13 protein-coding genes are annotated in these 12,664 nt (G+C 75.6%); 4 read left to right on the top strand and 9 right to left on the bottom strand.

Going from position 1 to position 12,664, the window contains the following annotated elements; genetic code table 11:
* Positions 1 to 146 precede the first annotated feature (146 nt).
* Positions 147 to 998, top strand: coding sequence for a LysR family transcriptional regulator (locus tag ACZ4UB_RS02585; RefSeq protein ID WP_468067783.1), 852 nt, complete (start codon positions 147 to 149; stop codon positions 996 to 998).
* Positions 999 to 1,236: 238 nt separating this feature from the next.
* On the opposite strand, the gene ACZ4UB_RS02580 is transcribed toward ACZ4UB_RS02585, so the two are convergent.
* Genes ACZ4UB_RS02580 through ACZ4UB_RS02570 form a run of 3 tightly spaced genes read right to left on the bottom strand, consistent with a single transcriptional unit; the run spans position 1,237 to position 4,498 of the window.
* On the bottom strand, positions 1,237 to 2,349 hold the full coding sequence (locus ACZ4UB_RS02580) for an acyl-CoA dehydrogenase family protein (RefSeq protein WP_468067782.1): 1,113 nt from the start codon (positions 2,347 to 2,349) through the stop codon (positions 1,237 to 1,239).
* On the bottom strand, positions 2,346 to 3,527 hold the full coding sequence (locus ACZ4UB_RS02575) for an acyl-CoA dehydrogenase family protein (RefSeq protein ID WP_468067780.1): 1,182 nt from the start codon (positions 3,525 to 3,527) through the stop codon (positions 2,346 to 2,348). The genes ACZ4UB_RS02580 and ACZ4UB_RS02575 overlap by 4 nt, the downstream gene beginning before the upstream one ends.
* Entirely contained in the window at positions 3,524 to 4,498 is a 975-nt protein-coding gene (locus ACZ4UB_RS02570; protein ID WP_468067778.1) for an NADPH:quinone oxidoreductase family protein, read from the bottom strand. Before ACZ4UB_RS02570 ends, ACZ4UB_RS02575 begins: the two co-directional genes overlap by 4 nt.
* Before the next feature lie 236 nt (positions 4,499 to 4,734).
* Here ACZ4UB_RS02570 and ACZ4UB_RS02565 point away from each other — a divergent pair, with 236 nt between their 5' ends.
* Positions 4,735 to 5,676: an SDR family oxidoreductase gene (locus ACZ4UB_RS02565; protein WP_468067777.1), complete on the top strand. Its 942-nt coding sequence runs from the start codon at positions 4,735 to 4,737 to the stop codon at positions 5,674 to 5,676.
* A gap of 12 nt (positions 5,677 to 5,688) precedes the next feature.
* Here ACZ4UB_RS02565 and ACZ4UB_RS02560 read toward each other — a convergent pair whose 3' ends face one another.
* Together ACZ4UB_RS02560 and ACZ4UB_RS02555 are read right to left on the bottom strand one after the other, a co-directional pair.
* Positions 5,689 to 6,522, bottom strand: coding sequence for an enoyl-CoA hydratase/isomerase family protein (locus tag ACZ4UB_RS02560; RefSeq protein WP_468067776.1), 834 nt, complete (start codon positions 6,520 to 6,522; stop codon positions 5,689 to 5,691).
* Positions 6,523 to 6,584: 62 nt separating this feature from the next.
* Positions 6,585 to 7,352, bottom strand: a complete 768-nt coding sequence (locus tag ACZ4UB_RS02555; protein WP_468067775.1) for a PIG-L deacetylase family protein — start codon at positions 7,350 to 7,352, stop codon at positions 6,585 to 6,587.
* Positions 7,353 to 7,414: 62 nt separating this feature from the next.
* On the opposite strand from ACZ4UB_RS02555, the gene ACZ4UB_RS02550 reads away from it, so the two are divergent.
* The gene (locus tag ACZ4UB_RS02550) at positions 7,415 to 8,395 is read left to right on the top strand and encodes an MBL fold metallo-hydrolase (RefSeq protein ID WP_468067774.1); all 981 of its coding nucleotides are present in this window, start codon (positions 7,415 to 7,417) and stop codon (positions 8,393 to 8,395) included.
* On the opposite strand, the gene ACZ4UB_RS02545 is transcribed toward ACZ4UB_RS02550, so the two are convergent.
* Positions 8,309 to 8,566, bottom strand: a complete 258-nt coding sequence (locus ACZ4UB_RS02545) for a hypothetical protein (RefSeq protein ID WP_468067773.1) — start codon at positions 8,564 to 8,566, stop codon at positions 8,309 to 8,311. The two genes, ACZ4UB_RS02550 and ACZ4UB_RS02545, sit on opposite strands and share 87 nt — an antisense overlap.
* Before the next feature lie 127 nt (positions 8,567 to 8,693).
* Here ACZ4UB_RS02545 and ACZ4UB_RS02540 point away from each other — a divergent pair, with 127 nt between their 5' ends.
* A complete protein-coding gene (locus tag ACZ4UB_RS02540) occupies positions 8,694 to 8,957 on the top strand; it encodes a hypothetical protein (RefSeq protein ID WP_468067772.1) in 264 nt (87 codons plus the stop codon).
* A gap of 58 nt (positions 8,958 to 9,015) precedes the next feature.
* Here the strand turns inward: ACZ4UB_RS02540 and ACZ4UB_RS02535 are convergent, their stop codons facing one another.
* The 3 genes from ACZ4UB_RS02535 to ACZ4UB_RS02525 all read right to left on the bottom strand — a co-directional run bounded on the left by ACZ4UB_RS02535 (position 9,016) and on the right by ACZ4UB_RS02525 (position 12,649).
* The gene (locus ACZ4UB_RS02535) at positions 9,016 to 10,326 is read right to left on the bottom strand and encodes an alpha/beta fold hydrolase (protein WP_468067771.1); all 1,311 of its coding nucleotides are present in this window, start codon (positions 10,324 to 10,326) and stop codon (positions 9,016 to 9,018) included.
* 162 nt (positions 10,327 to 10,488) lie between these two features.
* Positions 10,489 to 11,574, bottom strand: coding sequence for an S-(hydroxymethyl)mycothiol dehydrogenase (locus tag ACZ4UB_RS02530; RefSeq protein WP_468067770.1), 1,086 nt, complete (start codon positions 11,572 to 11,574; stop codon positions 10,489 to 10,491).
* Positions 11,575 to 11,659: 85 nt separating this feature from the next.
* Positions 11,660 to 12,649: a LysR substrate-binding domain-containing protein gene (locus ACZ4UB_RS02525; RefSeq protein WP_468067768.1), complete on the bottom strand. Its 990-nt coding sequence runs from the start codon at positions 12,647 to 12,649 to the stop codon at positions 11,660 to 11,662.
* Positions 12,650 to 12,664: the final 15 nt, after the last annotated feature.

The raw sequence follows: 12,664 nt of genomic DNA, 5'->3' as shown, positions 1-12,664 counted from the left end.
TCGACCGCCCCCGCGGTGCCGCAACGGTAACTCCGACCGCCGGGGCCGCGACAGGCGTGCGGGCGCCGGATCCGGCCGAGTTCGGGGCCCGCTCCGGCCTGGAAGCGCTGTGCGGGGCCGCCATCGCGCGCCGGTATCGTCGCCCCATGGAGCTACGCACGCTGCGCTACTTCGTGGCCGTCGCCGAAGAACTCCACTTCGGCCGCGCCGCCGCGCGGCTCCACATGAGCCAGCCGCCGCTGAGCCGGGCGGTCAAGCAGCTGGAGGGCGACGTCGGCGCGGCTCTGTTCCACCGGTCGGCCACCGGGGTCACGCTCACCGCGGCCGGGGCGGCGCTGCTGGACGAGGCGCGCGCCCTGCTGGCCCGGGCGGACCTGGCACGCCTGCGCGTGGCCGCGGCGGCCGGCGCCGCCACCCTCACCCTCGGCGTCCTGGGCGGCGGCACCGACCCGGGCGCGACGCGGCTGGCCGCCGCGTTCCGCCGGCGCCACCCCGGCGCCGACGTCCGCATCCGTGAGAGCGACCTGACGGATCCGACCTGCGGACTGCGCGCCGGACTGGTCGACGTCGCCCTGACCCGGGGGCCGTTCGACGGGAGCGGCCTGTCCGTGCACGTCCTGCGCGCCGACCCGGTGGGCGTGGTGCTGCGCGCGGACGATCCGCTCGCCGGCCGGGACCGCCTCGATCCGGCCGACCTCGCCGACCGGCGCTGGTTCCGCTTCCCGGCCGGCACCGACCCGCTCTGGCAGGCGTACTGGCACGGCGGCGAGCCCCGCGAGGGGCCGGTGGTGCGCGGCGTCCAGGAGTGCCTGCAGGCCGTGCTCTGGAACGGCACGGTCGGGGTGATGCCGCTCGGCCACCCCCTGCCCGAGGGGCTGGTCGTCGTCCCGCTGCCCGACATGGCGCCGAGCCGCGTGGTGGTCGCCTGGACCGGGGCCGACCCGGACCCGATAGTCCGGTCGTTCGTCCGGATCGGGGCGGCCACCTACCGAGGCTGACCTGAGGTGACGCGCCGGCGGTATCGGGCGCACCCGATCGGTCCTGGACGGACGGCGAGACGATCCTCCTGGGCACCACCCGCCCGCGCATCCGGGAGGACGACCGCACCACCGGCCACCGGCCCGGGATCGGCGAGACCACGCTCGCCCCGCACGCCGCGGGCCGGGAACCGACCCCGGCGGGCACCATCCGGACGATGAGCCGCTACGCCACGGAGTTCACCGCGCAGCGCGGTGGCTACGGCGCCGGGAGTTCGGCGAAGTCGGCGACCAGGGCGCGGTGGTGGCCCGCCGTGCCCAGGGCGAGGGAGTCGGCCTTGGCCCGCTTGAGGTAGAGGTGGGCGGGGTGTTCCCAGGTCATGCCGATGCCGCCGTGCAGCTGGACGCACTCCTCGGCGGCGCGGACGGCGACCCCCGAGCAATAGGCCTGCGCGACGGCCACGGCCAGGGGCGCGTCCGGGGCCGAGGTGGCCAGGGCGTCGGCGGCGGCCCGGGCCGCCGCGCGGGCCGAGGCGATGTCGAGCCAGAGCGCCGCGAGCCGGTGCTTGAGGGCCTGGAAGGAGCCGATGGGCCGGTTGAACTGGTGCCGGGTGCGGACGTGGGCCACCGTCTCCTCCAGGCACCACTGCGCCAGCCCGAGCTGTTCCGAGGCCAGCAGCCCCGCGCCGGAGAGCAACGCCCCGGCGAGCGCGGCGCGGGCGGTGGCCGGGTCCGCGAGCCGGGTGCCGCGGGCCCCCTCCAGGGTGACGGACGCCAGCGGCCGGGTCAGGTCCAGCGGGACCTGGGCCTCGATCCGGGCCGCCGCGGCCGGGACGGCGTAGAGCCCGCTCTCGGCGAGCACGAGCAGCACGTCGGCGGCGGCCGCGTCCGCGACGGCGGTGACGGTACCGGTCAGTGTGCCGTCACCGGCGTCCCGCACCAGGACGGCGGGCTGCGCGCCGGGGCCGAGGGTGAGCGGCAGGACCGGGACGCACACGCGCGTCCCGGCGGCCAGCTCGGCGAGCAGCCCGGCGACGGCCGGGTGCTGGCAGTCGCAGTCGAGCAGGATCGCGGTGGCCAGGACGGAGCTGGTGAGGAACGGGACCGGGGCGACGGCCCGACCCAGTTCCTCCAGGACGACGGCCACCTCGCGGTGTCCCGCGCCCTGCCCGCCGAGCTTCTCCGGCACCAGGAGACCGGCCGCGCCGATGCCCGAGGCGAGGGTGCTCCAGAGCGCCGGGTCGTAGGGGTCGCCGCTCTCGATGCGCCCGAGGAGGGCCGCGGGGGCGCAGCGGTCGGCGAGCAACGCCCGTACCGCCGCGCGCAGTTCCTCCTCGGTCTCGGAGTAGAGCAGGTCGAGGGAAGAGGTCATCGGGCCAGGTCCTTCCAGGCGAGGTCCTTGTCGTCGCGCGGCTCGGCGGGCAGGCCCAGGACGCGTTCGGCGACGATGTTGAGGAGGACCTCGCTGGTCCCGCCCTCGATGCTGTTGCCCTTGGCGCGCAGGTAGCGGTATCCGGCGTCGCGGCCGGTGAAGTCGACGAGCTCGGGCCGGCGCATGGTCCAGTCCTCGTACAACAGGCCCTCTTCGCCCAGGAGTTCCACCTCCAGGCCGCTGATCTCCTGGTTGAGGCGGGCGAAGGCGAGCTTCATGCCGGAGCCCTCCGGGCCGGGTACTCCCGCGGCGAGCTGCTGGCGCAGCCGTTCGCCGGTGAGCCGGGCCACTTCGGCCTCGACCCACAGTTCGAGCAGCCGCTGGTGCAGGGCGTGGGTGCGCAGCTCGGGGCGCTCGCGCCAGGCGGCCGCGGCCGGAGCGATCATGCCGCCCTCGCGCGGGATCCGCATGCCGCCGATGGAGACGCGTTCGTTCATGAGGGTGGTGCGGGCGACCTCCCAGCCCTGGCCGACGGCGCCGAGCCGGTGGGCGTCGGGGATCCGCACTCCGGTGAGGAATACCTCGTTGAACTCGGCCTCGCCGGTGATCTGGCGCAGCGGCCGCACCTCGACGCCGGGGGCGGTCATGTCGCAGAGGAAGTAGGTGATGCCGCGGTGCTTGGGCACGGCCGGGTCGGTGCGCGCGATCAGGATGGCCCAGCGGGCGGTGTGCGCGCTGGAGGTCCACACCTTCTGGCCGTCCACGACCCAGTGGTCGCCGTCGCGCACGGCGCGGGTGCCGAGCGCGGCGAGGTCCGATCCGGCGCCGGGTTCGCTGAACAGCTGGCACCAGACCTCCTCCCCCACCCACAGGGGGCGCAGGAAGCGGCGCTTCTGCTTCTCGGTGCCGTAGGCGAGGATCGTGGGCGCGGCCATGCCGAGCCCGATGCCGATCCGCCGCGGGTCGTTGTCGGGCGCTCCGGCGGCCTCCAGTTCGGCGTCCACGGTCACCTGGAGGGCGCGCGGGACGCCGAGGCCGCCGAGGCCCTCGGGGTAGTGCACCCAGGCGAGTCCGGCGTCGAAGCGGGCGCGCAGGAAGCCGGTGCGGGAGGTGTCGGCGGGCGGGTGGGCCGCGAGCAGCGCGCGGGTGCGCTCGACCAGTTCCTCGGCGGTGGTCACCGGGCGCCTCCGTCCAGGGCCGGTACGACGACCAGGCGGCCGGTGGTGACCCCGTCGGCGAGGCGCTGGACGGCCTCGGCCGCCCCGGCGAGCGGGACCCGCTCGCTGACGAGCGGCTTGATGGCCCCCTCGGCCGCGAGCCGGGTGAGTTCGGTGTGGCAGGCGAGGACGGCCGCCGGTTCCTTGCTGGCGTACAGGCCCCAGTGGAGGCCGACGATCGCGTAGTTCTTGACCAGGGCGTGGTTCAGGGCCGGGGTGGGGATGGTGCCGCTGGCGAAGCCGACGACCAGGATCCGGCCCTCGAAGGCGACGCACTTGGCGGAGGCGGTGTGGGCGTCGCCGCCGACCGGGTCGTAGACCACGTCGGCGCCGCGGCCGCCGGTGAACTCCTTGACCCGCGCGACCAGGTCCTCGGTGTGCCGGTCGATGACCAGGTCGCAGCCCAGCTCCTCGGCGGCGGCCGCCTTGGCCTTGCCTCCGACGACCCCGATGACGGTGGCCCCGGCGGCCTTGCCGAGCTGGACGGCGGCGCTGCCGACGCCCCCCGCGGCGGCGTGCACGAGGAGCGTTTCGCCGGCCCGGAGCCCGGCCCTGCGGTGGAGGCCGAACCAGCCGGTCTGGTAGCCGATGTGCAGGGCCGCCGCCTCGGCGTCGTCCAGGCTCTCGGGCGCGGGGAGCAGGGCGCGCTCGTTCGCCGTGACGTACTCGGCGAAACCGCCGTGCGGCAGGCTCGGGTTGGCGATCACCCGGCGGCCGTCCTCGGTCTCGCCGCAGATCTCGACGCCCGGGGTGAAGGGGAGCGGCGGCCTGATCTGGTACTGGCCGCGGCAGAGCAGCGCGTCGGGGAAGTTGACGTTGGCCGCGAGCACCTTGAGCTTCACCTCGCCCTCACCGGGTACCGGTTCGGGAATCTCTTCGAGGCGCATGGCCTCACGGGGCTCACCCGGGGTATGTACTCGCCATGCCTGCATCCGGGGCCTCCAGCCGCCGTCGATGAACCACGCTCCGCGGGCATACTAAGCGGTCGCTTGTCGCGTTGGGAACCAGTTCGTCCGGACCGAACCAAACGGGCGGAGCCGCTCGCCGCCCGGCCGGCGGATGCACGCAGTGGCCGCCTCCCCCCGTCCCGCGCCCCGGAAACGTCCCCGCCGCGCATGCCTGCCCGTGCGCATGGCGATCTCGGGCCGGGCACGCTATCGATGCCCCCATGGAATCCATGGAGTCCCCCGAGCACGCCCCGCCCGCACCGGTTTCCCCGCCCGTCCCCGGCGGTCTCCCCGGGCCGCCGCCGCCCGGCGCCAGCGCCCTCCCGCCCGGTACCTTCGCGGGCCAGGTGGTCCTGGTCACCGGCGGCGGGTCCGGGCTGGGCAAGGCCATCGCGATCGAGTTCGCCCGGCTCGGCGCCGACCTGGTGATCGCGGGCCGCCGGGCCGAGCGGTTGCAGGCGGCGCGCGAGGAGCTGGCCGCGGTCCCCGGCGCGGGGCGGGTGACGGCGGCCGTGTGCGACATCCGGGACCCGGAGCGGATCGCGGAGGTCTTCGACGCCGCCGCGGCCGCGCTCGGGCTGCCGGACGTGCTCGTCAACAACGCGGCCGCCAATTTCCCCTGCCCGGCCGAGGACCTCTCCCCCAACGCCTGGCGGGCGGTCGTCGACATCACCCTGACCGGGACCTGGTTCATGACCCGCGAGTTCGGCCGCCGCCACCTCGCCGCCGGCACGCCGGGGTCGATCGTGAACATCGGCGCCTCCTACGCCTGGACGGGCGGTCCGGGCTTCGCGCACAGCGCGGCCGCCAAGGCGGGGGTGAAGAACCTGGTGGAGACCCTCGCCGTCGAGTGGGGCCCGTACGGCATCCAGATCAACGGCCTGGTCCCGGGCCTCTTCCCGCACGGCGACATGAGCGCGGACATCCGGGGCGGCCTCGACCGCGCCGGCCCCGACGCCGAGGACGGCCGCCAGCCCGCGCTGCGGGTCGGCCGCCCCCGCGAACTGGGCTGGGCCGCCACCTTCCTGGCCTCGCCCTACGCCCGCTTCGTCACCGGGCACACCTTGGTGGTGGACGGCGCGAACTGGCAGCGCCGCTCCCTGGTCAACCCGGAGGTGGTCCCGCTCCGCGCCCAGTTGGGGCGCGGGCCCTTCGAGGGGTGAGCGGCCCGGAGGCTACCGCCCCTCGAAGTGCGGGGGGCGGCGGGCCGCCTTGGCCGCGTAGCCCTCGCGGCTGTCCTCGGAGGTCAGCGTCAGGGCCGCCGTCATCGCGACCCGGTCCAGGGCGCCCGGCAGGGCCGCGTCGGCGTAGGCGTCGATCGCCCGCTTGATGCCCTGGACCGCGAGCGGAGCGTTCGCCGCGATCTCCGTCGCCACCGCCCGCGCCCGCGCGTCCAGTTCCTCGCGCGTGGTCACCAGTTGTACGAGGTGCAACCGCTCGGCCGTGGCCGCGTCGATCCGGCGGCCGGTCAGCGCCAGCAGCTTCGCCCACCCCGCGCCGGCCTCGCGGGCGATCCGCAGGTCGCCGCCCGCGTCCACGGCCACGCCCAGCCCGGCTTCCGGCAGTGCGAAGACGGCGTCGTCCGCCGCGATCCGGATGTCCGCCATCAGCGCCAGCTCGAAGCCGAAGCCGAGGCAGTAGCCCTGGACGGCGGCGACCACCGGCTGCGGGAGGCGGGCGAGGACGGCGAAGCGCTCGTGCACCCAACGGATGCCCTCGTAGTAGTTGCGGGTCCGCTCCGCGGCCGAGGCGCCGGTGATCGCTCCGCCGGGGGCGGTGACGTCGATGCCCGCGCAGAAGGCCCGCCCCTCGGCCCGCAGCAGGACGGCCCGGACGGAGCCGTCGAAGCGGATCCGGTCCGCGAGCAGGCCGAGCTGCCGCGTCGACTCCCAGCTCCAGCCGTTCAGCTTCTCCGGGCGGCACAGGGTGAGGACCGCGAGGCCGTCGGCGACCTCCAGCCCGATGCGCTCCTCACCCTTCCCGATCTCCGTGGACAGAGTGTCGATCACGCCCGGCTCCCTCACATCTGACGATGCGTCAGAATAGGGCGCGGGCCGACCCGTTGGAAGGGTCAGCGCGGGAAGACCTCGAAGGCGACCGCGGGGCGGCCGCCGAACCGGGGCGCCGCCCGCTCCACGTTCGTCGTCAGGAAGCCGCGCGCGTAGCTCTCGGGGTCCTCGTCCGTCAATCCCTCGATGTAGGCGCGGTGTTCCAACAGGGACGCGACCGACCGCTCGAACCCGGGGCCCGCGTCCTGCGCGTGCGTCGGCGTGCTGGTGCCGGCCACCGCCACCCAGCGCACCCCGTTCCAGGGCTCCAGCTCCTCCTCGGTGATGAGTTCGGGGAAGATCCAGCGGTTGCCCGCGTCAGCGGCCGCGTCCAGCGTGGCCCGGCCGACCGCCCGGTGGTCGGGGGTGTTCCAGTAACCGCCGCCGCCCTCCCCGCCCCAGGTGTCCCGGTGGTTCAGCGTGACGACGAGCTCGGGGCGGTGGCGGCGGATCGCGGCCGCGATGTCGCGGCGCAGGCCGAGGCCGTACTCGACCACGCCGTCGCGGTGGTCCAGGAACTCCACCGCGTGCACGCCGACGACGGCCGCACTGGCGCGCTGCTCGGCCTCGCGCAGCGGGGCGCACTCCTCGGGCGCGATGCCGTCGATGCCGGCCTCGCCGCGCGTGGCGAGCAGGTAGACGACCTCACGGCCGGCATCGGTCCAGGCCGCCACCGCGGCCGCGGCGCCGTACTCCAGGTCGTCGGGGTGGGCCACCACGGCCAGGGCGCGCTGCCAGTCGGTGGGCATGGGGTCGAGCTGATTCGGTTCACGGATCACGTCGTCGGTCATGATGCGCACGATAGGCGACGGGTTGCCCGAGGACCCGTCAACCACGGTGGAACGGGGGCGGCATGGGCCATCACGAAGGATCGGCGACGGCTGCGGCGGCCGCGGGAGCGGCGACGCCCGAGCGCTACGGACGGGTGACGGCCCTGCTGGACGCCACCGGGACCTTCTTCGAACCGGCGCGGGTGGCGTTCCCGGACGCCCGCGCCGCGGACTGGGCGCGCGCGGCCCGGATCGACCCGGGGGCGGTGGGACCCGGTGGCACCTGGCGGCTGGACTTCCGGTGCTTCGCGATCTCCCGGCCCGGTGGTCGCTGGGTACTGGTGGACGCGGGGGTCGGTCCGGCCGACGGACCGGCCGCGGGCTGGGCGCCCGTACCGGGTCGGCTGCCCGAGGCACTGGCCCGGGCCGGGATCGCCCCCGCCGATGTGGACACGGTGGTGCTGACGCACCTGCACGAGGACCACGCGGGCTGGTCGGTCGACGCCGCGGGCGAGCCCCTCTTCCCGGCCGCGCGGTACGTCGTCCAGCGCGCCGAGGTCGCCGCCCTGGACCCGGCGGATCCCGTGCGGCGCTGGGCCGTGGATCCGCTGCGGGCCACCGGACAGCTGCACGAGGTGGAGGGGCGCCACCGGCTGGGCGACGGGATGACGCTGTTGCCCACCCCCGGGCACACGCCGGGCCACCAGTCGGTGCTGGTGACAGCGGCCGGTGGGCGGGGACGGGGGCGGGACGTGGTCGTCACCGGGGACGTGTGGGTGCACGCCGTCCAACTGGCCGATCCCGCGGTGGCGTACGCCCACGAACGGGACCCGGCCGCCGCCCGGGCCTCCCGCGTGGACCTGCTGGCACGGGCCGCGGCGCGCGGGGCCCTGCTGGCCACGGCCCACCTGACCCGTGCCTTCGTCGAACCGACCGCCGGCGGGTCCGACCGGGCCGGCGGGGCGGTGGAACGGCCGTCAGGCGAGTTCCAGGAGACCGCCGAGGGTGAACACGAGCCCTCCGAAGGTGATGAGGGCGGCGAGGTAGCGGTAGAACTGCGCTGACGGGACCCGCTCGGGCGGCCCGAGGTCTCCCCGGGCGTGCATCGCGCGCTGCTGGTTGCCGGTGGCCCAGCGCTCCAGCCCCTCCGCGCTCCCCCGGATGTTCAGCGCGACGGTGGCGCCGGCCACGAGGGCGACGGGACCGATGGTCAGTAGGACGGTGGCCAAGCTCAAGGAATGCCCCCCAGGCAGTGTGATGATCGACTGGAGGCTACTCGCCGTCGGGCACCGGCGCCACGTCCTCCTCAGGGCCCGGACGTGGCTCCGTGGGGGCCCGGAGCCCTGCTGTTAGCGTCGGCGCATGACGACCGCACCGAAGCGCTTCGAGGTCCTGCTGGTTCCCGAACACGTCCAGGGCGAGGACGCCGGCCCCGCCGCGCGGCACGCCGTGCGCTCCGCCGTCGTCGGGGCGACCGGGCAGACCGGAGCCTCGGGCTACCCCCGGTACGAGGGGGACGGAATGGCGGCGGACATCGACCCCGCGACGGGCGCGGTCGAAGCCCTCCTCGTCGACGGCGCGGAACTGGACTACGGCCTGCGTGCGGTGACCTCGCCGGTGGAGTGAACGGTCACGGCAGGCGGGCAGCCCAGGGGTGCACCGCCCGCCGCCGAACGACCTGGCGTCAGCCCTCGTCCCGGACCAGGGTGAGGAGGCGGTCCAGGACGCGCGGGCCGCCCGCGCGGACGCCGTCGTGCTCGAACTCGTCCGTCACCCAGGTGCGCAAACCCCGGATCGCGCGGGCGGTGTCCAGGGAGTGGGCGGTGTCCACGTACAGGTCGTCGTGGTAGACGGCCGCGGCCACCGGTACCTCGTTCGCCGCGAGGCGCGCCCGGTCGTAGAGGGGTTGCCAGCCGGTGCGGGCGGCGAGGGCCTCGGCGGTCGCGCGCACCGGGACGAGGGCCGGGTCGGTGGTGAAGTGCCAGGGGTGGATGCTCTCGCCGGTGAAGAGCAGCGGCTCGTCCCCGGCCAGGGTCTTGGCGGCGTCGAAGCGCGGCTGCCCGGCGCGCACCCGCTCCGCGGCCCAGGCGGTGGGGAGCGCCGGGTCCTGTGCGTAGATCGCCTCGTGGAGGAGCGCGTACAGGGGGTGGCCGGCGAAGGACAGCAGGGACCGCGCGCCGTCCAGGAAGGCGTCGCAGAGGCGGGGTCCGGCGGGGGTGGGGACGAAGGCGTCCTCCAGCAGGTAGTGCAGCTGGTGGCTGCCGTCGCCGGTGCCGAGGAGGATGCCCAGCGACTGGAACGCCTCGGGGGTGAGCGGGTGCCCGCCGGGGAGTTCGGTGGGGTGCTCGGCGAGGTGGGCCGCGACGGCGCGGGCGCGTTCGACGTCCATCGGGTAACGGGCGTAGTGCGCCGCGTTCTTCCGCTCGATCCGCGGGGCCGCCGCCGCGTAGACCTCGTCCGCGCTCGCGTCCAGGGCGGGCAGGCCGCCGGTGATCAGCGCGGCGGACAGCCCCTCGGGCGCGGTGGACAGGTAGTGGGTGACGCAGAAGCCGCCGAAGCTCTGGCCGAGCACGGTCCACGGCGCACCGCCGGTCAGCTCCGCACGGATGGCCTCGCAGTCGCGGACGATCGCGTCGGAGCGGAAGTGCGCGAGGTACTCGGCCTGCTCGGCGGGGCCGCCGCGCAGGGGGAGGGTCTGCCGGTTCGCCGGGGTGGAGCGGCCGGTGCCGCGCTGGTCCAGGAGGAGCACCCGGAACTCGGTGAGCGCCCGCTCCAGCCAGGCCTGGCGGCCGGTGAAGCGGCGGGCGCCGAAGCCGGGGCCGCCCTCCAGGTAGAGGAGCCAGGGCAGCGCGGCCGGGTCCTTGCCCGTGGCCACGACCTCCCGGGCGTACAGCTCGATCCGCTCGCCGTCGGGACGGTCGTGGTCGAGCGGGACCGTGAAGTGGTGGTCGGTCAGGACGACGCCGGGCTGACGGTAGCTGTGGCTGTTGGTCACGAACGGATCCCAAGGTCGGTGCGGGCGCTGGTCGGTCCCCCGCGCTCCGTCACCGGCGCCGCGGCCGCGTCCCGGGCCGCGACGGAAACGGCGGCCGGGCCGAGTGTAGTGCGGGGGCGGGTGCGGGCCGGGCCGCGGGAGTCCGCGGCCCGGCGCGGCGGTTCAGAACAGGACGACCGAGCGCAGCACTTCGCCGCGCTCCATCCGTGCGAAGGCCTCCTCGACGTCGTCGAGCGCGATGGTCTCGGAGACGAAGGCGTCGAGGTCGAGACGGCCCTGTAGGTAGAGGTCGATCAGCAGGGGGAAGTCCCGCTCGGGCAGGCAGTCCCCGTACCAGGAGGACTTGAGGGAGCCGCCGCGGCCGAAGACGTCGAGCAGCGGGAGTTCGAGCTGCATCTCCGGGGTGGGTACGCCGACCAGCACGACGGTGCCGGCCAGGTCACGGGCGTAGAAGGCCTGGCGGTAGGTCTCCGGGCGGCCGACGGCGTCGATGACCACGTCCGCGCCGTTGCCGCCGGTGAGGGCCTTGACGGCCTCGACCACGTCCTCGGTGCGACCGTTGACGGTGTGGGTGGCGCCCAGCCCCTTGGCCTGTTCGAGCTTGCGGTCGTCCAGGTCCACGGCGATGATCCGCCCCGCACCCGCGAGCCGGGCGCCGGCGACGGCCGCGTTGCCCACTCCCCCGCAGCCGATGACGGCCACCGAGTCGCCGCGGCCGACGCTGCCCGTGTTGAGGGCCGCGCCGAGGCCCGCCATCACCCCGCAGCCCAGCAGTCCGGCGGCGGCGGCCGAGGCGGCCGGGTCGACCTTGGTGCACTGTCCGGCGGCGACCAGGGTCTTCTCGGCGAAGGCGCCGATGCCCAGGGCCGGGGAGAGCGGGGTGCCGTCCTCCAGGGTCATGCGCTGGGTCGCGTTGTGGGTGTCGAAGCAGTACCAAGGCCGCCCGCGCTTGCAGGCGCGACAACGTCCGCACACGGCACGCCAGTTGAGGATGACGAAATCGCCGGGTGCGACGCCGGTGACGTCGGGGCCGACGGCCTCGACCACGCCCGCCGCCTCGTGGCCGAGGAGGAAGGGGAACTCGTCGTTGATGCCGCCCTCGCGGTAGTGCAGGTCGGTGTGGCAGACCCCGCAGGCCTGGACCTTGACGAGGGCCTCGCCGGGTCCCGGGTCGGGCACGAGGATCGTCGTCGTCTCCACCGGTGCGCCCTTGCTCCGTGCGATGACCCCTCGTACGCGATGCGTCACGTCGTACCCCGTTCTCGTGTGATCCGTGCCGTACCGCGAACGTACACGGCGGGGCGTGCGCGGGTGACCCGGTACGGGAGTTGTGTCACGTTTCCGGCCGCGGCGACGGCGCGGGCTCCGGCGGCGGCGCGAGCTCCGGCGGTACGGCCTCGCGCAGCGCCGCGGCGAAGGCGGCCACGGCCGGGTGCGCCGCGGCCCCGCTCCGGAAGGCGATCTTCGTGCGCCGCTCCATCGGCAGCCGGGTGAGGCGCACCCCGGGCACCCTCGGCGCGCCCGCTTCCCCCGCCGGCGCGGCGGATCCGGCCACGCCGAGCTGCGGTACGACGGCCACCCCCTGCCCCGCCGCGACCAGGGCGAGCACGGTCGCGAACTCGTCCACCCGGTGGCGCTCCCGCGGGGTGAACCCGGCGGCCTGGCAGGCGCGCACGGTCATGGCGTGGCAGAGGGTTCCCGGGGTCGCGGTGATCCAGGGCGCGTCGCGGTGGGCGCGCAGCGCGACGCCCCGGCCGAGGGCGTGGTCCGGGGCCGGGGAGCCGGGCGGCGGGGTCGGCTCCGCGAGGTACATCGCCTCCCGGCACAGCGGCTCGGTCTCCAGGCCCGGTTCCACGGGCGCGGGCACGAAGTCGTACTCGTGGACCAGCGCCACGTCCAGGTCACCGGCCCGCAGGGCGTGGGCGACGGCGGCGGGGTCGGTTTCGGACACCATCGCCTCCAGGGCCGGGTGGCGCCGGGCGAGGGTGACCAGGGCGGCGGGGACGATGGCCCGGGTCGCGGTCGGGAAGGCGCCGACGCGCAGGGCTCCCGCCAGCCCGTCGCGGGCCTCGGCGAGGTCCGCCTCGGCCTGTTCCAGGCGTTCCAGCACCGCTTCCGCGTGCCCGACCAGGTGCTGGCCGGCGGGGGTGAGCCGGACCCGGCGGCCGGTGCGCTCCAGGAGCGGCAGGCCCGCTTCGCGTTCGAGGACGGAGAGCTGTTGGGAGACGGCGGAGGCGCTGAAGGCCAGCGCCTCGGCGACGGCGGCGATGGTGCCGCGGCGGGCGAGTTCGCGCAGCAGGCGCAGGCGGCGTACGTCGAGCATCGGCTCAGCTTACGG

This window comes from Streptomyces sp. NPDC028419, from assembly GCF_055565515.1.
This window is presented reverse-complemented; position numbering and strand designations above follow the sequence as displayed.